This window comes from Salinimicrobium sp. 3283s (genome assembly GCF_039602225.1).
In the GTDB taxonomy this organism is placed as follows: Bacteria; Bacteroidota; Bacteroidia; order Flavobacteriales; family Flavobacteriaceae; genus Salinimicrobium; species Salinimicrobium profundisediminis.
On record NZ_CP143631.1, the window covers coordinates 1,840,659 to 1,861,181 of the forward strand.

The following is a 20,523-nucleotide window of genomic DNA, read 5'->3' on the forward strand; positions in this document are numbered from 1 at the left end:
AGTTATAAAAAAAGAGCGGTATCACAGCAAGTAATGCTTTGGGTGGTGCTTCAGGAAAAGATTGCGTAAATTTAGGGTTCAAATATAGAGACATGGCAATTTCAAAACCTTTTAATTTAAATAAGTGGATAGCGCAGAACCGGGATCTTCTAAAACCGCCTGTGGCCAATAAAAGCATCTATCCCGAGGCCGAAGATTATATTGTAATGGTGGTGGGCGGCCCAAACTCGCGGAAAGATTACCATTACAACGAAACCGAAGAGCTGTTTTACCAGCTTGAGGGGCAAATAAAAGTGCACGTTCAGGAAGAGGGTCAAAAAAGGACTTTTGAGCTGGGGCCCGGCGATATGTATCTCAACCCCGCAAAAGTGCCGCATTCGCCCGAGCGTACAGAGGGTTCTGTAGGGCTTGTGGTGGAGCGAAGAAGGATAGAGCTTGATGCTAAAGACGGTTTATTGTGGTTTTGTGAAAACTGTAATAATAAATTATATGAAGTCTATTTCCCGCTGAATGATATCGAGAATGATTTTCAGAAGCATTTTGAACATTTCTACAACAGTGAGGAACTGCGCACCTGTAACAACTGCGGAACGGTGATGGAAAAGCCGAAGTAAGGTTTAAACAAGGCTTTCCTCTTTAATTTTTTTATATTCGCAACTATCCAAACAAAAACATACTAAAACAACAACAAGAATGAGCGCAATTGCTGAAAAATTCGGAATAAATCAGGCTTTAAAAGATCTTGGTCTTAATGTAGACAAGGTGAACAACGGTACCTCTACCGGGAAGGAATGGTTTTCTTCGGGAGAGGTCATCGAGTCTTACTCACCGGTTGACGGAGCTTTAATTGGAAAAGTAAAGTCTACTACCCGCGAAGATTATGACCGCACCATCAAAACTGCACAGGAAGCTTTTAAAACCTGGAGAACAATGCCTTCGCCTCAAAGAGGGGAAATAGTAAGGAATTTTAATGACGAATTGCGCCGCTTAAAAGAGCCTCTTGGGAAACTGGTTTCTTATGAAATGGGAAAATCTTACCAGGAAGGGCTGGGAGAGGTGCAGGAGATGATCGATATCTGTGATTTTGCAGTGGGATTAAGCCGGCAGTTGCACGGGCTTACCATGCACTCAGAACGGCCCGGACACCGCATGTACGAACAATACCATCCGCTGGGGATAGTGGGAGTGATCTCGGCTTTTAATTTCCCTGTAGCTGTATGGTCGTGGAACACCGCTCTTGCCTGGGTATGTGGCGATGTATGCGTGTGGAAAGGATCTGAAAAGACCCCTTTAACCTCTGTGGCCTGCCAGAATATTGCAGCCAAAGTTTTCTCAGAAAACGGACTTCCTGAAGGTATTTCCTGTTTGATCACTGGAGACTACAAAGTTGGTGAAATGATGACCAATGATAAAAGGGTTCCTTTGGTATCTGCAACCGGGTCTATAAGAATGGGTAAAATAGTTGCCCAGGCAGTTGCTGCAAGACTTGGAAAATCGCTTCTGGAACTTGGCGGAAACAATGCCATCATTGTAACTCCCGATGCCAATATTAAAAATACAGTGATTGGAGCCGTTTTTGGAGCCGTGGGAACTTGTGGGCAACGTTGTACTTCAACCCGTAGATTGATTATCCACGAGTCTATTTACGATAAGGTCAAAAACGCCATTGTTGATGCCTATAAGCAAATACGAATAGGAAATCCGTTAGATGAGAACAACCACGTGGGACCACTTATTGATAAGGATGCCGTCAAAAATTACCAGGCTGCTTTAGACAAAGTAGTTGAAGAAGGCGGAAAGATCCTTGTAGAAGGTGGGGTGCTTGAAGGTGAAGGTTATGAAAGTGGATGCTATGTAAAACCGGCAATTGCTGAAGCCAAAAATGAATATGAGATTGTACAACACGAAACCTTTGCTCCGGTCTTATACATTATGAAGTATTCGGGAGATCTCGAAAATGCTTTGGAACTTCAGAATGGAGTGGTACAGGGATTATCATCTGCAATTATGACCAACAACCTAAGAGAGGCTGAAAGATTCCTTTCGGTAGAAGGATCTGACTGCGGAATCGCCAATGTAAACATAGGAACATCGGGTGCCGAGATTGGCGGAGCCTTTGGAGGTGAGAAAGAAACCGGTGGTGGTAGAGAATCAGGTTCTGATGCCTGGAAGGTCTATATGCGCCGACAAACAAATACCATCAACTACACGACTGAACTGCCACTGGCGCAGGGAATCAAGTTTGATTTGTAAGAGCTAAACACGCTGAAACAATAAAGAGGCTGTCCCGAAAGACAGCCTCTTTATTTTAGCATTTTTGGAACCTTATTTTAGTGCAGGTTCTCTTTCAGTTTTTACCGGGTAATCTAAATATCCTTCTTTTCCGGGGGTGTAGAAGGTTTTCTCATCCCATTCGGTTAGTTCAACGCCCTGTTCAAACCGCTCTACCAGGTCGGGGTTTGAAACGTAAGGTTTTCCGAAGGCTACAAGATCGGCATTGCCTGCTTTCAGAACGGTATTTCCACTTTCCTGGTCAAAGTTGGTATTGATCATTAAAGTCCCGTTATACATAGGCCTGTAACGTTTCGCGATCTCAGTTTCAGCAAAAGGAAGATCGGAAACATCATTAAAAGGTTCAGAAAGGTGAAGGTAAGCCAGGTTGTAATCATTCAGCTTCTTAATGATGTAATCAAAAGTAGGAATGGTTTCTTCATCCATGGTCATCCCAAAGATCCCGTGCAGGGAAGGGTTAAGGCGCAGGCCAATTTTCTCTTCGGGCATTACTTCTTTAATGGCGTCAATCACTTCAAAAAGGATCTTTGCACGGTTTTCAATGCTGCCACCATACTCATCGGTGCGTTGGTTTGAGGTTCCATTAAAGAACTGGTGCAGCAAATAACCATTTGAGGAATGAATTTCTACCCCGTCAAAATCGGCTTTCATGGCGTTTGCAGCGGCTTGTTTAAAATCCTGCACGGTAGATTTGATTTCCTCCACGCTCATTTCTTTTGGCGTGACCGTGTCTTTTAAACCTTCGGAAGTGAAGGATTTTGAATTTGGATTTATGGCTGAAGGTGCCACGGGTAAATTTCCGTTGTGAAAATCGGGGTGAGACATGCGCCCCACATGCCACAACTGTATATAGATCTTTCCGTCGGCTTCATGAACTTTATCGGTGACTTCTTTCCAGCCTTGAATTTGTTCTTCGGAATGGATCCCCGGGGTATTGATATAACCTACGGCCTGTTTAGAGATTTGAGCCCCTTCGGTAATGATGAGTCCGGCGCTGGCGCGCTGTTTATAATACTCCCCCTGAAGTTCTCCGGTAGGTTTATTTTCAGCATTTGCGGCCCGGCTTCGTGTCATGGGAGCCATGACCACACGGTTTTTCAGGTTCAAACTTCCTTTATTATACGGTTGTAATAGTGTTTGTTCTTTGTTCATATCTATAATTTTATTTGTCTTGTTATGAGGTTAATCCTCAACAGTGTAAAGGTAATAAAGGCCTGGCGGGTTAGAATTGATGTATGTCAAAGGAAAGGGTTAAAGTATGTTAAGTTAAGCCTGTTAAAACCCTTCCGTAGAAAAACCACTTCTTTTAAAGTGACAGATTCTTTATCTTAGAACAAACTAAACCAACTATTCAAATGAAAAGAATCTTTACACTTTTGTTGTTTGTCTGCCTTTTTTTCTCCTGCGTCCCCGAAGATCATGTTCTGGAACTGGAACTTGTCAACAATACTTCTGAAACAGTTAAAAACCTGCGGGTCTTCACTGCCGGGGAAAAAGTAAGTTTTGAGGTAGATGCTTTGCCGGCCGGGCAGGAAATAGCTCACACTCTACAGGTGCCCGGAGATGCTGTTGATGGTAAGTACACCTTCAGGTTTACCCGCAATAACGGAAAAGAAGAATCGGTTACCGGGAGTTATCTCCAGGAGGGAGATGATTATTTCAAGAAGACCCTGGTTTTTGACATTCAGCAGAATGCGGTAAACGTGAGCCACAAGAATCTGGAGGTAAAGTAGAGATTCAGGAATAACAGGAACGGTTATTTCCGAAGAAAGGAAATGCTGCTAAGGGGTGAAAAATGGCATTTTCCGCCCCTAATTTTTCTTCAGAAAAGTAGATGCTTTGCTTGTGAATCGCGAAAGCACCATCAGTTTTTTCTTGGTGTTTATAAAATATACTCCTGTGAGAAGAACGGCTGCGGCAATGGCCGACTGGCTTGTGATTTGTTCATCTAAGAAGAACCAGCCCAGAATCATGGCAATAACCGGATTCACATAGGTTGAAGTGGCTACTTTTTCGGGAGAGATCACCTTCAGCAGGTAGTTAAAGGCTGTAAATGCTACAATACTTCCGAAGATAATGAGCAGTAGCATCGAGTATTGTACCTGGGTGCTCCAGTTGAAAGGAGAGCTCCAGGGCTCGTTGAAGGCAAGGCTTGCTATTGCTAAAATAATGCCTGCTGCAAACATTTGATAGCCCGTATTGACAAAATGATTGGTTGGTAAATTTGCTTTTCCCACAAAAAGGCTTCCGTAAGACCAGCTAAGAAGACAGCAGAAGATCATGATAATTCCCAAAACTGATTTTTCTTCTGAAGTGACCTGCTTCTGGCTCACGAGTAGGTAAATACCTGTTAAGCCCAATGCGACCCCTACCATAGACATGGGCAGGATCTTTTTACCTTCAAAAATGCGCATAAACACCAGCACTACCAAGGGTTGTGCCGAAATTACCAGGGCTGCAAAGCCGCTGTCTACATACCTGAGAGCCCAAACCACCACGCCGTTTCCAAATGCCAGGAAAAGGAATCCCGCAATCGCGGTATTGAAGAATTGAGCACGGGTAATTCGCAGTCTTTTGCCCATGGCACGGCTTATCCCGAATATGAGTAGCCCCGCTGTGGCAAACCTGATGGAAGCCAGCATGAATGGCGGCAACTCGGTCACCGCGATCTTGTTGAGCAGGTAAGTAGAACCCCAGATCACGTAGATAGAGAAAAAGGCCAGAACTATAAAAAACGGATTTTTGGTGGTACCCATGCTAAAAATTTGCTGTGCAAACTTAGCAATAAAACGGCTGCTTCAGCTATCGCGATTTTTTCTTAAAAAAACAGGATTCCTGTGGATAGTTTTGAAAAATCTTCAGCAGGAAAATTGATTTCCTTTTTAGACATAATTTTTACTGAAAGAGTTCCTGGAAAAGCTGCTCAAAAATGCCATTTTTGGAAGGAAACTTCCGTAGAAAAAGAGAAAAAAAAGAGGCTGTCTTTTTAAGAACAGCCTCCCAATGCTTATAACTTTCCGTTTGGCGTTACCCATGCAAATTGATGCGGATCTTGTGGAACTTTGATCCTCTCAGCAATTCTCGTCATCCTGTCTGGAAGTTTCATGAGGTAATCACGGGCTTTTTCGGCTTTATCTGTAAGGGAAGTCATTTTGTCAATTTCCCAGTAGTCATTCAGTTTTTGAAGGATCTCGATGTAATCTTGCGTGGTGTAGACGCCAAGCCTTTGTGCGGCATTTGAGAAGTTTTCAAAAGCCTCGCCAATGCCCTGGCCACTTTCCCTAATAAACTGGGCAGGCATAACGATCTTCTTTTTCATCATATCTTCAAAAGCAAGCATCATCTCACTTGGATCGTACTCAAAAATGGTCTTTACAAACTCCCTGTAGGCAAGGTGGTGACGCATTTCGTCTCCCGCGATGATGTTACACATCTTGGCCAGCATTTTATTACCTTTCTTTCTCGCAAGTTGCCCTACTCGTTTGTGAGAAATATTGGTTGCCAGTTCCTGGAAGCTGGTATATACGAAATTGCGGTAAGGATCACGCCCGGTACCAATGTCAAAACCATCATTAATGAGGTGTTGCGTGGTTTTTTCCACTTCTCTCATGTTTACTCTGCCCGAGAGGTAAAGGTATTTGTTGAGGGTGTCTCCATGACGGTTCTCTTCGCCGGTCCAGTGGCGAATCCATTTAGCCCATCCGTTTTGATTCCCTTTTGAGGCCCCGTGTTGTTCTACACCTTCCATGTCCATAAGCCAGGATTCGTAAGTAGGCAGGGCTTCTTCGGTGACCATATCGGCTACGAGCACCACCCAGAAATCGTATCCGAGTTCCTGTGCTTCTTCACGGATCTGGGTCACTTCTTCAAAGAAATTCTCTTTCTGCGAATTTGGCAAAAGATCTGTAGGCTGCCAGATATCTTCCACCGGAATGAGATACTTTTCTACAAATTCATCGATAGACTTTTCAACAGTCTTCATTACTTCTAATCTAATATTCTCTAGCGCCATATAGGTAGGGTGTTTTTCATGGTTATATTCTCAAGAACCGAACCATTATAATTTTGGTAATCTACAAAGATAGAAAGTTAATAGAGGAGAGCGTTAAAAAAATTCTTAATTTCTACCCGATTCGTCAGGATAAAGGCTATGTACCGGGTCACTTTGAACCACTTTTTTTGAATTTACATCGAGTAAAGATAGCTTTCCCATAAAGGCCGCACCGGTGTCTATGTTAAAAACATTTGCAAAATTCGCAGGTTTGTCTTCACCAATCCTGGTAACCGGCGTATGGCCAATATAGATCTCCCTGAATAGCTCCAGGCGTTTTGGATAATGCGTTTCTCCCGGCTTTAATGCGGGATTAACAGCCATGGCCATTTCCCAGAGGGTGCGGTCCCAGTAGAACGGCGTGGGGGTATATTCCTCTTCGGGGCCTTTTTGATTGGTGAACCCGGCGTGTACAAAAAGCCGGTTTTCGGCATCAATATAATAATTGACCATTTCTTCAAAGAACCTGATGTGCTCCTGTTTTTCTTTATTGGTAAATCTACGGTAGGCATCAATGCTCGACTGCCCCCCGTGTTGCAGCCATTTATCATTCAGCTCGCCGGTTTTTAACCAACGGTGGGTGAGGTCGTCATGGTTTCCGCGTAAAAAAATGCAGGTGTTTTGTTTTGAAAATTCTATTAGATAGGAAACCACATTGGCCGAATCGCTCCAGCCATCTACATAATCTCCCAGGAATATGATCTTATCATCTGGCGTTATTTTGGCCCTTTCCAGTAATTGAACAAGCGCTTTTAAACCTCCATGAATATCTCCTATTACAAGAGTCCTTTTCATTTAATTATATTTTACTTTCCTCAATATCCGCAGGCTTTCCTTGTACTGCTGATATATTCTTTCATCAAAATTCTTCAGTTCTTCTTTAGCATCTTCCAGCCTGTCAAGGGCTTCGCTAAAGCCGTTGAAATGACATAATAAATAAGTGGCAGGCACATTATAAAGGTCTTTTTCTTCGGAAGGGGTCAGCTGCAAGTTTTGTTTCAGCTTTTGTACCAGTGCAATATTGGAATTGTAGATGTGGTAAAGCGTTCTTTTCTCGAATTGCGGAGGTTCAAAAAGCATGTTGGTTTTAATCTCGTAAGTGGCATTATCCTTAAAGAGGATCTTTACTTCTTCAAGCGGATAGTATTTAAACCTGTCATTAAGCCCCAGTTTTACATACTCCAAAATGGTAAAAAGGTCTTCAGAAATATTAATGCTCACCTCATCAAGTTCAGAATAAAAAAGTTTTACCTGCTCATTAATAAGTTCAATATCTACTCTCGAGTAGTAAACTTCCTGGTTGATTTCTTTCTTCTTGCCGCTCCAGCACACTACAAAGTACTCTTTAAAAACCTTATACTCGGGGCTCAGGTTCTCATGTTTTCCCATGAAGTCGAATACCCCGTCAAGGGTAAGTTGTACGTTATTCTGAGAATGCGCCTCAATGGCACCCACTACTTCTGAATTATCGCTTTGAATGCCCCGGGAAAATTCTGAAGCTATGCTTATGCTGCCTTCCCTGAAGAATGTACTGCCCGCAGGATACTTCCAGATGCCTTTTCGCAACGAACAGGTTGTACCTTTGTTGGGTTTAATGGTCACCAATCCCACCACCATGTCGTGGGGCAAATGCGGGAATGGAATATTCTCATAGGCTACCAGCGGAGGGTTCTTGAGATAGGCATTCACGAGGTTCTGGATCTTGCTGTCGTCAAAAAAATCTACTCCCTGTATTTCGTTGTCGGCGTCTTCTACGCCAATCACCATATAAGAATTATTGTTGGGGTTGGAATTGGCAAGGGCGCATATATGTTTTAAAAATTTGGCCTTTCCTTCTTTTTCCCCCAGGTTGATCTGGCGCTTTTTATCGTAAAAACTATTTTCGCTGTTATGCGCAAGCAGGTTTTTGATAAGAAGGCGCTTATTAATCATTTCTTCCTATTCCTTGTGCACAATGGTAGAAGTTGCCTGTGCGGTAGGCAGTACCAGCAGGTCGGCAATGTTCACATGTGGCGGGCGGGTCACCACAAAAGCTACGATCTCGGCAATGTCTTCAGGTTTAAGGGCATTAAAGCCAGTGTATACAGATTTTGCCCTTTCGGAATCTCCTTTAAACCTCACTTCACTAAAGTTGGTCTCTACCAGCCCCGGGTTAATGGCGCCCACTCTTATCCCCTTTCCGTTGAGGTCTATGCGCATTCCCTGGTTTATAGCATCAACAGCGTGTTTGCTGGCGCTGTATACGTTCCCGTTTGGGTAAACTTCTTTTCCCGCCAGTGAGCCAATATTGATGATGTCTCCGGCGCCCCTTTCCACCATCTGCGGAATGATCTCCCGGCTTACATACAACAGGCCTTTTACATTAATATCTATCATTGCGTCCCAGTCTTCAATGTTCCCCGTTTGAATTGGGTCAAGACCGTGGGCATTTCCTGCATTATTAATCAGTACATCAATGGTCTTAAAGTCCTGCGGAAGGCTTTGAATGGCCTCCTTCACCTTTTCTTTATCTCTCACGTCAAACTGAAGGATGTGAACTTCAGTTTTACCGCTTAGTTCATTTTTTAAGGTCTCCAGGGCTTCTTTTCTTCTGCCGCAAATAACCAGGCGATAACCTGCACCGGCCAGTGCTTTCGCGGTTGCTTTGCCAATTCCACTACTGGCGCCGGTGACTAAAGCTGTTTTGTTCATAGGTGTCAAAAAAGTGTTTTTTTCAAAGTCTTTCCGGCAGCTTTTTAAAATCCTCTTCAATGATAGAGGTATGGAAAGCTTTATATGCCGAATCTATTATCGCTTCAGAATTTCCTTTAATCACAGCATGAAACTGGGCTTTGTGGTGCAGTAACCATGCAAAAAGCAGCTCTTTTGGGCGCAGGTTGTACTTTCCGGCGGCTTTTTGGAGCTCTTCATGCTCATTTTCCCAGTCCCCGCTTTCAGGAATGATCATTTGAGTGATCCCTTCGGAAGCAGCTTCAGCTAAGGTAAGGCTTTTCACGGCTGCGGGTGTAAAACTGAAGGCAGAAAGTGTGGCGCTGGCAGGAAAATCTTCCAAAAATGCCTTTTTCTCTCCCAGGCGTTTTTCCACTATTCCAACTTCCACAATCTTACCCACTGCCCTTAGCTTTTTTATAGCCGAAAGAAGGACTTCTGATGGTACGTCAAAATCGAGAAGCAATAGATCGAGGTAGTCGGTATCCAGAAGTTCGAGAATTTCATCTACCCGGTCAAAAATAGCTTGTTCTTCTGTAAGATTTGTACCGGGACAGGCTGCTATTTGTACCTGGTCACGGCTTAATCCGCTCTCGCTAAATGCAGCTCCCAGGTCATGAGTGTAGCTTTGGGTCCCGGAAAGGTCAATTAAAAAACTGGTGATTCCTTTTTCCACGCAATGTTGAAAAAGCTGAATTTTCTTTCCTTTTGAAAGTTGTTGCCAGGCTTCAGGATCCTGAATAATACGGGAATAAGAATTTCTTTGCCTCATGTTTTAAAAGTAATGAACTCTATTCTTCTACGAAGGAGGCGGATTGTTAAAGAATTCGAAGGAGAGTTAAAAAGAGTTAAACTTCGTTTATCGATAGATTAAACCCTTTCATCGAGCGTTATCATGCCTAAACCAAAACAAATCATTTATGAAAAAGTATCATTTATTTTTATTCTTTTCTGCCCTGCTTAGCGGGCTTGTTAGTTGTAGTTCAGATGACGATGCCAGTGGTTCCGACAGGGGTACTGCAAGAGTGGCAGTAGAACTAACCGATGCTCCCGGTGATTACAAGCACGTATACGTGGAAGTTGAAGATGTAATGATAAAAACAACCACCGAAGGTAATGACGAAGAAGGCTGGACGAGCCTTGAAGGAGTGAACACAGGAGTAATTGATCTTTTAAGCCTTACAGGTGGTGTGACCGAATTATTGGTAGACACCGAAATTGAAGCCGGTTACCTTCACCAGATAAGACTTATATTAGGTGGTGACAACAGTGTTGTTGTTATGAATGGAGATGTAGAGCAGGAATTTGCTTTGAAAACCCCGAGCGGTCAACAATCTGGCTTGAAAGTAATGGTGGGGCAGGAACTGGAAGCAAATGCCGAGTACACTTTTATTCTTGATTTTGATGTAGACCAATCTGTGAAAAATACTTCAGCCGATGGTTACAACCTTCACCCTGTAATAAGAATGGCAGTTGAAGAGAAATCAGGTTCTATTATGGGGAGCGTACATCCAACTACAGAGCAGGCTTTGATCAAAGTTCAAAACGCTACTGTGAATGCTTCTGCTTATACCGATGCCAATGGAAAGTTTGAAGTACACGGGCTGCCTGCAGGTACTTATAAAGTTACCGCTGTCCCTGCCGAAGGTTCCGGGCTTAATTCTGCAGTAGTGAATAACGTTGAGGTTGAACAGGGGGAAACAGTGCCTCTTGATCCTATGTTCCTTGACGGAGAGTAAATAAGTCTTTAAAAAAGCATTTTTAAAGCAGCGGTAACCCCGCTGCTTTTTTTGTTTTAACAAAAATTTAAGATACTTTGGTTGAATATTTGCTGAGGTTGCGCCGTTGACAATAGATAAGTATCTTCACCTAAATAAAATTTTTTATCCATGCAGGAAAATAACAGCTCGGTAGACATAGCCAGTATCAATGAAAAAATTGAGCGCGAAAGTGCCTTTGTTGATATTTTAAGTTCAGAAATGAAGAAGGTCATTGTGGGCCAGAAGCATATGGTTGAACGTCTGTTAATTGGTTTGCTGGGCCAGGGGCATATTCTTCTTGAAGGTGTGCCGGGACTGGCAAAAACCCTTGCTATTAATACGCTGTCGCAAGCCGTACATGGTTCCTTCAGTCGTATACAATTTACACCCGATCTTCTTCCGGCAGATGTTGTAGGTACCCTTATATACAATATGAAGCTGAATGATTTCAGCATAAAGAAAGGGCCCATCTTTGCAAATTTCGTGCTTGCCGATGAGATTAACCGGGCGCCGGCCAAAGTGCAGTCGGCTTTGCTGGAAGCCATGCAGGAAAAGCAGGTGACCATTGGGGAAGAGACCTTTGTGCTGGACAGGCCGTTTTTAGTAATGGCAACCCAGAACCCGGTAGAGCAGGAAGGAACTTATCCGCTGCCCGAGGCGCAGGTTGACCGTTTTATGCTGAAAACCGTCATTAAATATCCTGAAATGGCCGATGAGCAAATGATCATTCGTGCCAATTTAAAAGGTAGTTTTGAGAAGGTGAATCCGGTGGTGAGCCTGGATCAAATTGCCAGAGCCCAGCAAGCGGTGCGCGAGGTTTATATGGATGAAAAGATCGAAAAATATATCCTGGATATCGTTTTTGCAACTCGTTTCCCTGAAAAGTACGGACTTGAAAGTCTTAAGCCTTTAATCAACTTTGGTGCTTCGCCAAGGGGAAGTATCAACCTGGCAACGGCGGCAAAATGCTACGCCTTTATTAAGCGCAGGGGTTATGTGGTGCCCGAAGATGTTCGCGCCATAGTACACGATGTGCTGCGCCACAGGATTGGAATTACCTATGAAGCCGAAGCCGAAAATGTAACTTCTGAAGATATCATCAACAAGATCGTCAACGAGATCGAAGTACCTTAAACAATGAACAATTAGCAATTAGCAATGAACAGAATTTGAAGGTCTGTCAGCTGTTAATTAGTCACTGATAATTGTTTATTGATCATTGTCAATTGAAGAAATGGATACTAAGGAGTTACTCAAGAAAGTACGAAAAATAGAGATTAAGACCCGCCGGTTAAGTGACCACATTTTTGGCGGGGAATATCACTCTACCTTCAAAGGGCGGGGAATGACCTTTAGCGAGGTACGCCAGTATCAGTTTGGGGATGATGTAAGGAATATTGACTGGAATGTTACTGCCCGCTATTCTGAACCTTTTGTGAAGGTGTTCGAAGAGGAGCGCGAGCTTACCATGATGTTGGTGGTTGACGTTTCCGGCTCCGGATTGTTTGGTACCCGCAATGGGTTCAAGCAGGACATTATTACTGAAATTGCCGCTACTTTGGCATTTTCGGCTACCCAAAACAATGATAAGATAGGGCTTATCCTGTTTTCAGATATTATTGAACTTTATATTCCGCCTAAAAAAGGGCGTTCTCATGTACTTCGTATTATCCGCGAACTGCTGGAATTTGAACCTAAAAGCCAAAAGACCAACCTGGAAAATGCCCTGAGCTACCTTTCACGCGTCATGAAGAAGAAGGCCATTGTATTTGTGCTTTCCGATTTTATTGCTGAAGATTATCAGCGTACCCTAAAGATCACCAGTGGTAGGCATGATGTGACCGGGATTAGGGTTTATGACGAGCGCGAGGAAGAGATTCCTAACCTGGGAATGGTCGCCATGCAGGATGAAGAAACCGGAAAAAGGATACTTGTAGATACTTCTTCCAAATCAGTGCGCCGCAATTATTCGAAGTATTACCACGAAAGGGTGGAATATTTTACTGAAAGCTTCCGAAGAAGTGGAGCGGGAAGCCTTAGCACCCGTGTAGATGAAAGTTATGTAAAAAAATTACTGGGCTATTTCAAGGCCAGATAAAAGAATACCAATGCAAAAAATAGTAAGGCAGAATGGCATTTTTGACACCCCCGCGAAGAGCGTTCTCTTTTTCTGCCTGTGTACATTTTTTCTGCTGCTTAACAATTTTAGGGGGCAGGCACAGGAAGTTTCTGCTTCCGTAGACACCACTACGATAAAGATAGGGGAGCAGATCACCTATAAACTGGCTGTGGAAACCAGTCGTGAAGACCTGGTTGTTTTCCCCGAAGGGCAGAGCTTCTCTCCGCTCGAAATGATAGAGACTTTTGCAATAGACACCAGCGAGATAAGCGACCGTTACCGCCTTACCCGCGAATATGCGCTTACTCAGTTTGATTCAGGCAGCTATACCATTCCGCGGCAGCGTGTTTTAATAAACGACAGGGAATTTCGCACCGATTCGTTTTCGGTGGTAGTGAATGATGTGGTAGTTGATACTACCAAACAAAAAATGTTTCCCATAAAACCTGCTGTTGAAGTACCGCCGGCCTTTGGTGTTCCCACCTGGCTCTGGTGGCTGCTGGGGCTTATTCTTTTGGGGATAGTAGCATATCTGCTTTACAGGAGCAGGAAAAAGAGAAAAGAGGCTGCAAAACAGCTTCCGCCTTATGAGCGTGCACTTTTTGAGCTAAAGCAGCTGGACGATTCTCATCTTTTGGAGCAACGGGAAATAAAAGAATACTACTCCCAGCTCTCTGCCGCAGTAAGGCGATACCTTGATGGAGAGATCTATGACCATGCACTGGAAAGTACCACCAATGAGCTTATCACCTACCTTGAAGCCGAAAGAGACAAGGGTAAACTGAAACTGGAAAACACCACCATTAGCCGCTTAAAAGAAATACTGGAAAGAGCCGATCTTGCAAAATTTGCCAACTCCAAACCCGATGTGCTTACGGCAAAAGAAGACCGCAGCAGTGTTGAAAATGTTATAAAAGACACTAAAGCTTCTATCCCGCAGCCAACAGAAGAAGAACTGTTGAGAGATCGTGAATACAGGGAGCGACTTGAAAGAAAAAGGAAGGTCAAAAAGATCATTTTTGGGATCGTTGCAGTTGTACTTCTTATAAGTGCAGGTGCTGCATACCTCATTTCTACCCGCGGGATAGAATATTTCACAGACACCTACATTGGGAACAGCAGTAAAGAGATGCTTGAGAGCGATTGGATCTCCAGTGAATATGGTACGCCGTCTGTTACTATTGCCACGCCCGATGTGTTGGTAAGAAATATCCGCGATAGCGTAGGAATGTCGCAGGGCAAAGAGACCTTTAACTTTGGCAGCCTTGATACCAACCTGTTTGTAAGTGTAAGTACGCGCCCCGCCAGTGAAGATTTTGATGTGGAGATGGCTGTAGAAGATGTTTATGCCTTCCTTGAGGCTAACGGTGCAAAGAACATCATCACCAAACAGGAAGGTTATGAAACTTTGAACGGAGCTCCCGGTTTCAAAATATTTGGAACCATGAGCCTTCAAAAAGATGAAAAATCACAACCTGTTTCCAAAGAATACACTATCCTAAACTTCGGAATGGGAGAAGGATTCCAGCAGGTGGTAGTGATCTATAATGAAAATGACAAATATGCCGATGAGATCGCCCAGCGCATCACCACATCGGTTGAACTTATAAACAACAGCAATTAATGTTCGAAAGATTAGTTTTTGAAGATCCGCAGTTCTTTTGGTTATTGTTGCTTTTGCCACTGGCCCTGGGCTGGTACATTTGGAAACGACACCGGCAAACCGCCGAACTCAGGATCTCGAGCATCAAAGGTTTTGAGGCTAAACCCGGTATGTTAGGGAAGCTGCGGCCCATTCTCATGGTGCTCAGGTTGTTGGTGCTTGCACTGGTCATTACTGCCCTTGCCAGGCCCCGCAGCGTTGATGTCTCGTCTCGTACCAGTAGTAACTTTGGTATCGACATTGTCATGGCTATAGATGTTTCGGCCAGTATGCTCGCACGCGATTTAGATCCCAACCGGCTGGAAGCTACAAAAGAAGTGGCAGCCGATTTTGTGAAAAACCGTCCTGCAGATAGAATTGGGCTAGTAGTCTATGCCGGGGAAAGTTTTACCCAAACCCCAATTACAAGTGATAAGAGTATAGTGCTAAGTGCGCTTGAAGATATTGAATACAACAATGTGCTCGAAAATGGAACAGCAATTGGGATGGGCCTCGCTACAGCAGTAAATAGATTAAAAGACAGTAAAGCCGAAAGTAAAGTAGTGATCCTGCTTACCGACGGGATGAACAATGCAGGTTTTATAGATCCAAAGATTGCCAGCGAACTGGCAGTGGAATTTGGAATTAAAGTTTACACCATTGGCGTGGGGAGTAATGGAACCGCACTTTCTCCCATAGCAATTTTGCCTAACGGAAGTTTCCAGTACGGCAGGGTACCGGTAGAGATCGATGAAGCTCTTTTGAAAGATATTTCTGAAACCACGGGTGGAAAATACTTCCGGGCGACCGATAATAAGTCCCTCGAGGCGATTTATGATGAGATAGATGAATTGGAAAAAACTGAAATAGAAGAATTCAGGTTCTATAATTATGAAGAGAAATTCCGGCCTTTGATTTTACTGGCAGGATTCCTGTTATTGGTGGAAGTGCTGTTGAGATTTACTATTTTCAGAAGCTTTGTTTAAAAAGAGAATAAGATGTTTTTGTTAGAAGATAAGACTTACTTGTGGTTATTGATAGGTATCCCGGTCATTGTACTGCTGTATGCCATGGTCATCTTTTGGCAAAAAAGAACGCAGCGGAAGTTTGCCGATAAGGAGTTGCTGGACAGGTTGAGCCCTAATCGCTCTACCGGAAAGCAGGTGCTTAAAATTGTGCTGCTTTGCCTGGCTATTGCCAGTTTTGTTATTGCCCTGGTGAATCCGCAGTTTGGCACAAAATTGGAAACTGTAAAACGGGAAGGGGTTGATGTTGTTTTTGCAATAGATGTCTCGAAAAGTATGCTGGCCGAAGATATTGCCCCCAACCGGCTTGAGAAATCAAAACAACTGGTAACCCAAATCATCAATAACCTGGCGAGTGACCGCGTGGGGATCATAGCTTATGCCGGAAGTGCTTTTCCGCAGTTGCCAATCACGACAGATTATGCTGCGGCAAAAATGTTTCTGCAGGGCATGAATACCGACATGCTTTCATCGCAGGGAACAGCCATTAGGGAAGCGATTGAGCTGTCTAAGTCCTACTTTAATGATGACGAGCAAACCAATAGGGTTTTATTCCTTATTAGCGACGGGGAAGATCATGAGGGTAATATTGAAGATATTGCTGCTGAAGCCGCCCGAGAAGGCATCAGGATAGTAACTATTGGAGTGGGAACTGCCAAAGGAGGGCCAATTCCCATCAAAAGGAACGGAGTAGTTCAGAATTATAAGAAAAATAATCAGGGGGAAACGGTGATCACCCGGCTTGACCAGGAAACCCTGAAGGAGATAGCTTCCGAAGCAAACGGCAGATATATTGATGGCAGTAATACAGCGCAGGTAGTGGAAGAAGTGACCGACATTCTTCAGAATATGGACAAGAAGGAGTTTGAATCCCAGCAGGTGGCCGATTACAAAAGCCAGTTTCAGTGGTTTTTAGCCCTGGGTCTGCTCTTCCTGTTGCTCGATATACTTTTGCTTGAGCGACAAACTTCCTGGTTAAAAAGGTTAAATTTGTTTAACGAAAAAAGAAGCTGATGATGAATAGGATGATGAAACCACACCTGCCAAAAATGCTGTTTTTGGGTTTGCTTTTTTCTTTTCCGTTGGTTGCAGGTGCACAGGAAAATCCTGAAGCAGCAGTTAAAGCTGCAAGAAAGTATATGCAGGAGGCCGAAGCTGCTTTGGCAGATAATGACCCTGCTACGGCCGAGGCGTATTACCGTAAGGCAATAGCAAAAGACCCGGCAAATGCCGAAGCAAAATACAACCTCGGAAATCTTTACTACAACAAAGATATAACGTATCAGGCGCTGGAGCGACATCGCGGTGCTGCAGCAACAGCCGAAGAAAAGCCTTTAAAACACGATGCTTTTCACAACCAGGGGAATGCCTATATGAAGCAAAAGAAATATAGTGAAGCTGTTGAGGCTTATAAGCAGTCCCTGCGCAATAATCCTAAAGACGACGAGACCCGCTACAATTTGGCTTTGGCTAAAAAGATGCTGGAAGAAGAGCAAAAACAAGGTGGCGGCGGCGACAGCAAAGAGAAAGATCAACAGGATCAACAAAAGCAAGAGGATCAAAAAGAGCAGCAGGACGGCGAAGGCGAGAAGGAGCAGAACGAAGATGGCAAGCCTGATGAAAAGGAAGGTGGCGATAAAAAAGAAGATGAGAACAAGGAAGGCGAGCAGAAGAAAGACAAAGCCGGCCAACCCGATGATAAAGAACAGAAAAAACAGGAGCAGCCAAAAGAAGGAGAGCAGCCTAAACAGCCACAGCAGCGACCGGGCCAGCTTTCACCACAACAGGTGAAGAATTTACTGGAAGCTATGGGAAATGAAGAAAAGAAAGTTCAGGAAAGGATAAATGCCAAAAAGGCTAAAGGAGTTCCTGTGCAAACAGAAAAAGACTGGTAGTTAATGATGAAGCATAAACTGGTACTTTTAGTAATGTTACTACTCTCTGGTCTTGCCATTGGGCAGGTGCAGTTTGAGGCTAAGGTAAGTAAGGACAGGCTGGGGGTGAATGAGCGCCTTAGGGTAGATTTTGAGATGAACCAGGATGGAGATAATTTTAATCCGCCAGAGTTCACCAATTTTACCGTAGTGGGAGGTCCCAACCAGGCGGTGAGCAACAGCTGGATCAACGGCAAACGGACTTATTCTAAAACCTACAGCTATTTTCTTGCCCCAAAAGGGCGTGGTAAATTTACCATTGGGCAGGCCGAGATCACAATTGATGGTAAGCTTTATAAAACAACACCAGTACAGGTGGAGGTAACGGCTGCCGTAGATCAGCCTACCGATGGGGAGAATTCAGAGTATGTGGCTTCAGAAAATCTTCATTTGGTGGCAGAAATCTCCAACACCAATCCTTATCTCAATGAAGCCATTACGGTAGTGTACAAGCTGTATGTGAGTCCGCGGATTAACGTGAGTGACTGGCGGCAGCTTGATAGCCCCAAGTTTAGTGATTTCTGGAGTCAGAATATTGACATTAGAAGGCTGGAAGTAGAAAACGGCACTTATGAAGGAGAGCCTTATCGCTTTGTAGTACTTCGGAAAACAGTCCTTTATCCGCAGAAGACCGGAAAACTAAATATAGAACCCCTTACATTGAATATTTCAGTAGAAGTTCCGGGCAACCGAAGGGATATCTTTGGAAACAGGTTCTACGAAACAGTAGATAAAGTAGTCGCTGCGGGTAACCGGGTGATTGATGTAAAACCGCTGCCACAGGAAGGCCGCCCTGGCGATTTTACAGGGGCTGTGGGTAAAAATCTTAACCTTAAAGTTACCACAGACAAAACTGAACTTAGGGCAACAGAATCTTTACAGGCTACAGTTGAGGTGCGGGGCCAGGGGAACCTTAAATTATTTGATCTTCCACCGTTAACAGTACCGGCCTCTATGGAAAAATATGAGCCGGAGTATACTGAAAATGTAAACACCACGATCAACGGGATGCAGGGAAGCATTGCTAATCAATATACACTTGTGCCACAGGGCAAAGGCAAGGTTCCCATTCCGCCGGTGAGTTTTAGTTACTTTGATCTTGATTCCCGTTCCTACAAAACCCTTACTTCACAGGAGATCCTGCTCGAAGTTGAGGCCCCGCCGGCAGGAAGCCGTGCAACACCGGGCAATAACCCGTCTGCAGTAGCGCAACAGGTGCCTGCTGCGACAAATCAATTCCGGTATATTAAGCTTAATACTTCTCTAAAAACTGTTGGAGAGGCACCATTCATGGGGTCGGCTTTATTCTGGACGTTGTTTTTGAGTCCGTTGCTTTTCATTCCGCTGGTAATTCTCTTCGGAAAAAAGAGGCGTGCAAAAGCAGGTGATGTGCGGGGTAACCGAATTAGAAAAGCTGACCGACTGGCGCGTAAATATTTGTCTGAAGCTAAAAAGAACCTGGGAGACCAAACCAAGTTTTATGAATCTTTGGAAAGGGCACTGCACAATTATTTAAAGGCAAAACTGCACATACAAACCAGCGAGATGAGCAAGGAGCGCATAAAGGAGCTGTTGGAAAGTAGAGGTGCCAATGCAGGTACAGTAGCAGAATTCAATGAACTGCTTAAGAGCTGTGAATTTGCCCGCTACACCCCGGCTTCAAATGTTGCCATGCAGCAGGATTATGATAAGGCAGTACGTGTAATTTCAGAATTGGATAAACAAGTATGAAAAAGCTGATCTTTTTACTGGCACTGTGTTTCAGCTTAAGTGCAACAGCACAGAATTCTCAGGTTTTTGAGGTTGCAAATAAAGCTTACGCCGCAGGAAATTATGAGGAAGCCATAACGCAATACGAACAGATCCTGGAAAACGGACAAACTTCGGCAGCACTGCATTACAACCTCGCAAATAGCTACTATAAGCTTAACCGGGTTGCACCAAGTATTTTTCATTACGAAAAAGCATTGCAACTCGCACCCGGTGATGAAGATGTGCGTAATAATCTTGGCTTTGCCAGGAACATGGCGATTGATGCCATAGGAGAGGAAGAACAGGCAGGCTTTAAAGGCATTTTTGACACCTCTACTGCAGCGTTCTCAGCTTCAGGATGGGGATTGGTAGCTATTTTTTGTATGCTCGTGTTTGTGGTCTTTTTCCTTGTTTACTATTTCAGTAACAAAACTTTGGTGAAAAGGCTGCTGTTTATAGGTGCGATGTTCTTTTTGGTGATGGCTATATCTTCAGCAGTAGTGGCTGCGACAAAACAGAGCTTTGATAAGGAGAGTAATTATGCTATTGTTTTTTCTGAAGAAGTACAAATAAAGAACGAACCCTCTCCCAGGGCCGAAGATGCCTTTTTACTTCATGAAGGGGCGAAGGTGAAGATCACTGAAAATTTCCAGGACTGGGTAGAAATAGCGCTGCCCAACGGAAGCCGGGGATGGTTAGAAGAAGACAATCTCAAAAGGTTGTAAATCAGCTTTTCTGCAAACAAGTATAAATTTTACTTATTTACCATACCTAAAAAGAATTGAAAATTCCCCCATTTACTGTGTTTTAGGAGACTTGGGAAAGTGATAAGATTTGTGACACTCGTCAAAAATGTTATTTTTGTAACCTTTGAAAAAGATCGCTTACATATTGTTCTTTGTTTTCTTCACATTTATTGTGGGGCCTACAACTATTGCTTTAATAGACGACTCTGTAGATATATCTTTTGCCTTTACGACAAACGAGGAGGAAAACTCTTCAAAGAACCTGGCTTCTTTTGAAACTGTAATAGAAGATAATTATTCAAACCACGTTAGTATTGAATATCTAAAAGCGCATCAAAAAGAAAATTTTTCCTACACCAAAAATTATTATCCGGTTTACCTGGAGGTAATTTCTCCCCCGCCCAAGAGCATATAATTATATCCGTTTTTTAGGTCTGCTTTTATGTGGCTGCACTTTTGCGGCCCAGATATTCCATGTGCTGTATTTGCACTT

21 protein-coding genes are annotated in these 20,523 nt (G+C 43.7%); 14 read left to right on the forward strand and 7 right to left on the reverse strand.

What is annotated here, in order from left to right:
• Positions 1–92 precede the first annotated feature (92 nt).
• Complete coding sequence (locus tag VS868_RS08095) at positions 93–614, forward strand: 3-hydroxyanthranilate 3,4-dioxygenase (RefSeq protein ID WP_345599797.1); 522 nt, start codon at positions 93–95, stop codon at positions 612–614.
• 79 nt (positions 615–693) lie between these two features.
• Positions 694–2,253 carry an aldehyde dehydrogenase family protein gene (locus VS868_RS08100; RefSeq protein WP_345599798.1) on the forward strand — a complete coding sequence of 520 codons (1,560 nt, stop codon included), beginning with the start codon at positions 694–696 and terminating at the stop codon, positions 2,251–2,253.
• A 72-nt stretch (positions 2,254–2,325) separates the two neighbouring features.
• Here VS868_RS08100 and VS868_RS08105 read toward each other — a convergent pair whose 3' ends face one another.
• Complete coding sequence (locus VS868_RS08105) at positions 2,326–3,444, reverse strand: alkene reductase (RefSeq protein WP_345599799.1); 1,119 nt, start codon at positions 3,442–3,444, stop codon at positions 2,326–2,328.
• 203 nt (positions 3,445–3,647) lie between these two features.
• On the opposite strand from VS868_RS08105, the gene VS868_RS08110 reads away from it, so the two are divergent.
• The gene (locus VS868_RS08110; RefSeq protein ID WP_345599800.1) at positions 3,648–4,025 is read left to right on the forward strand and encodes a hypothetical protein; all 378 of its coding nucleotides are present in this window, start codon (positions 3,648–3,650) and stop codon (positions 4,023–4,025) included.
• A gap of 78 nt (positions 4,026–4,103) precedes the next feature.
• Here VS868_RS08110 and VS868_RS08115 read toward each other — a convergent pair whose 3' ends face one another.
• Entirely contained in the window at positions 4,104–5,048 is a 945-nt protein-coding gene (locus VS868_RS08115) for an EamA family transporter (protein ID WP_345599801.1), read from the reverse strand.
• An 81-nt stretch (positions 5,049–5,129) separates the two neighbouring features.
• Here VS868_RS08115 and VS868_RS08120 point away from each other — a divergent pair, with 81 nt between their 5' ends.
• Complete coding sequence (locus VS868_RS08120; RefSeq protein WP_345599802.1) at positions 5,130–5,282, forward strand: hypothetical protein; 153 nt, start codon at positions 5,130–5,132, stop codon at positions 5,280–5,282.
• A 17-nt stretch (positions 5,283–5,299) separates the two neighbouring features.
• Here VS868_RS08120 and VS868_RS08125 read toward each other — a convergent pair whose 3' ends face one another.
• The 5 genes from VS868_RS08125 to VS868_RS08145 form a co-directional block, all read right to left on the reverse strand.
• A complete protein-coding gene (locus VS868_RS08125; RefSeq protein ID WP_266068125.1) occupies positions 5,300–6,304 on the reverse strand; it encodes an acyl-ACP desaturase in 1,005 nt (334 codons plus the stop codon).
• 105 nt (positions 6,305–6,409) lie between these two features.
• A complete protein-coding gene (locus VS868_RS08130) occupies positions 6,410–7,138 on the reverse strand; it encodes a metallophosphoesterase family protein (protein WP_266068124.1) in 729 nt (242 codons plus the stop codon).
• Complete coding sequence (locus tag VS868_RS08135; RefSeq protein ID WP_266068123.1) at positions 7,139–8,275, reverse strand: ATP-binding protein; 1,137 nt, start codon at positions 8,273–8,275, stop codon at positions 7,139–7,141.
• A gap of 6 nt (positions 8,276–8,281) precedes the next feature.
• Positions 8,282–9,034 (reverse strand): SDR family NAD(P)-dependent oxidoreductase, encoded by a 753-nt coding sequence (locus tag VS868_RS08140; protein ID WP_266068122.1) that lies wholly within the window; start codon positions 9,032–9,034, stop codon positions 8,282–8,284.
• Positions 9,035–9,056: 22 nt separating this feature from the next.
• Positions 9,057–9,824 carry an aldo/keto reductase gene (locus VS868_RS08145; RefSeq protein WP_345599804.1) on the reverse strand — a complete coding sequence of 256 codons (768 nt, stop codon included), beginning with the start codon at positions 9,822–9,824 and terminating at the stop codon, positions 9,057–9,059.
• A 148-nt stretch (positions 9,825–9,972) separates the two neighbouring features.
• On the opposite strand from VS868_RS08145, the gene VS868_RS08150 reads away from it, so the two are divergent.
• The 10 genes from VS868_RS08150 (at position 9,973) to VS868_RS08195 (ending at position 20,445) form a co-directional block, all read left to right on the forward strand.
• Entirely contained in the window at positions 9,973–10,791 is an 819-nt protein-coding gene (locus tag VS868_RS08150) for a DUF4382 domain-containing protein (protein ID WP_345599805.1), read from the forward strand.
• 150 nt (positions 10,792–10,941) lie between these two features.
• Positions 10,942–11,946 carry a MoxR family ATPase gene (locus tag VS868_RS08155; protein WP_266068118.1) on the forward strand — a complete coding sequence of 335 codons (1,005 nt, stop codon included), beginning with the start codon at positions 10,942–10,944 and terminating at the stop codon, positions 11,944–11,946.
• Between the two features lie 100 nt (positions 11,947–12,046).
• Positions 12,047–12,910, forward strand: a complete 864-nt coding sequence (locus VS868_RS08160) for a DUF58 domain-containing protein (protein ID WP_266068116.1) — start codon at positions 12,047–12,049, stop codon at positions 12,908–12,910.
• A gap of 10 nt (positions 12,911–12,920) precedes the next feature.
• Positions 12,921–14,555 (forward strand): DUF4381 domain-containing protein, encoded by a 1,635-nt coding sequence (locus tag VS868_RS08165; protein ID WP_345596580.1) that lies wholly within the window; start codon positions 12,921–12,923, stop codon positions 14,553–14,555.
• Positions 14,555–15,559: a VWA domain-containing protein gene (locus VS868_RS08170; RefSeq protein WP_266068114.1), complete on the forward strand. Its 1,005-nt coding sequence runs from the start codon at positions 14,555–14,557 to the stop codon at positions 15,557–15,559. The genes VS868_RS08165 and VS868_RS08170 overlap by 1 nt, the downstream gene beginning before the upstream one ends.
• Positions 15,560–15,571: 12 nt before the next feature.
• Positions 15,572–16,612: a VWA domain-containing protein gene (locus tag VS868_RS08175; protein ID WP_345596583.1), complete on the forward strand. Its 1,041-nt coding sequence runs from the start codon at positions 15,572–15,574 to the stop codon at positions 16,610–16,612.
• Positions 16,612–17,493: a tetratricopeptide repeat protein gene (locus VS868_RS08180; protein ID WP_266068112.1), complete on the forward strand. Its 882-nt coding sequence runs from the start codon at positions 16,612–16,614 to the stop codon at positions 17,491–17,493. The genes VS868_RS08175 and VS868_RS08180 overlap by 1 nt, the downstream gene beginning before the upstream one ends.
• 6 nt (positions 17,494–17,499) lie before the next feature.
• Entirely contained in the window at positions 17,500–19,263 is a 1,764-nt protein-coding gene (locus VS868_RS08185) for a BatD family protein (RefSeq protein ID WP_345599826.1), read from the forward strand.
• Positions 19,260–20,009 (forward strand): tetratricopeptide repeat protein, encoded by a 750-nt coding sequence (locus tag VS868_RS08190; protein WP_345596587.1) that lies wholly within the window; start codon positions 19,260–19,262, stop codon positions 20,007–20,009. The genes VS868_RS08185 and VS868_RS08190 overlap by 4 nt, the downstream gene beginning before the upstream one ends.
• Positions 20,010–20,154: 145 nt before the next feature.
• Entirely contained in the window at positions 20,155–20,445 is a 291-nt protein-coding gene (locus VS868_RS08195; RefSeq protein ID WP_345596589.1) for a hypothetical protein, read from the forward strand.
• The last annotated feature ends 78 nt before the right edge of the window (positions 20,446–20,523 follow it).

Excerpts from the sequence above, each read along its gene's own strand:
- VS868_RS08115 (WP_345599801.1), bottom strand. The coding sequence starts at position 5,048 with ATGGGTACCACCAAAAATCCGTTTTTTATAGTTCTGGCCTTTTTCTCT.
- VS868_RS08145 (WP_345599804.1), bottom strand. The coding sequence starts at position 9,824 with ATGAGGCAAAGAAATTCTTATTCCCGTATTATTCAGGATCCTGAAGCC.
- VS868_RS08185 (WP_345599826.1), top strand. The coding sequence starts at position 17,500 with ATGAAGCATAAACTGGTACTTTTAGTAATGTTACTACTCTCTGGTCTT.
- VS868_RS08160 (WP_266068116.1), top strand. The coding sequence starts at position 12,047 with ATGGATACTAAGGAGTTACTCAAGAAAGTACGAAAAATAGAGATTAAG.
- VS868_RS08095 (WP_345599797.1), top strand. The coding sequence starts at position 93 with ATGGCAATTTCAAAACCTTTTAATTTAAATAAGTGGATAGCGCAGAAC.
- VS868_RS08150 (WP_345599805.1), top strand. The coding sequence starts at position 9,973 with ATGAAAAAGTATCATTTATTTTTATTCTTTTCTGCCCTGCTTAGCGGG.
- VS868_RS08110 (WP_345599800.1), top strand. The coding sequence starts at position 3,648 with ATGAAAAGAATCTTTACACTTTTGTTGTTTGTCTGCCTTTTTTTCTCC.
- VS868_RS08175 (WP_345596583.1), top strand. The coding sequence starts at position 15,572 with ATGTTTTTGTTAGAAGATAAGACTTACTTGTGGTTATTGATAGGTATC.
- VS868_RS08140 (WP_266068122.1), bottom strand. The coding sequence starts at position 9,034 with ATGAACAAAACAGCTTTAGTCACCGGCGCCAGTAGTGGAATTGGCAAA.
- VS868_RS08100 (WP_345599798.1), top strand. The coding sequence starts at position 694 with ATGAGCGCAATTGCTGAAAAATTCGGAATAAATCAGGCTTTAAAAGAT.
- VS868_RS08180 (WP_266068112.1), top strand. The coding sequence starts at position 16,612 with ATGATGAATAGGATGATGAAACCACACCTGCCAAAAATGCTGTTTTTG.
- VS868_RS08105 (WP_345599799.1), bottom strand. The coding sequence starts at position 3,444 with ATGAACAAAGAACAAACACTATTACAACCGTATAATAAAGGAAGTTTG.
- VS868_RS08170 (WP_266068114.1), top strand. The coding sequence starts at position 14,555 with ATGTTCGAAAGATTAGTTTTTGAAGATCCGCAGTTCTTTTGGTTATTG.
- VS868_RS08190 (WP_345596587.1), top strand. The coding sequence starts at position 19,260 with ATGAAAAAGCTGATCTTTTTACTGGCACTGTGTTTCAGCTTAAGTGCA.
- VS868_RS08155 (WP_266068118.1), top strand. The coding sequence starts at position 10,942 with ATGCAGGAAAATAACAGCTCGGTAGACATAGCCAGTATCAATGAAAAA.
- VS868_RS08130 (WP_266068124.1), bottom strand. The coding sequence starts at position 7,138 with ATGAAAAGGACTCTTGTAATAGGAGATATTCATGGAGGTTTAAAAGCG.
- VS868_RS08135 (WP_266068123.1), bottom strand. The coding sequence starts at position 8,275 with ATGATTAATAAGCGCCTTCTTATCAAAAACCTGCTTGCGCATAACAGC.
- VS868_RS08125 (WP_266068125.1), bottom strand. The coding sequence starts at position 6,304 with ATGGCGCTAGAGAATATTAGATTAGAAGTAATGAAGACTGTTGAAAAG.
- VS868_RS08165 (WP_345596580.1), top strand. The coding sequence starts at position 12,921 with ATGCAAAAAATAGTAAGGCAGAATGGCATTTTTGACACCCCCGCGAAG.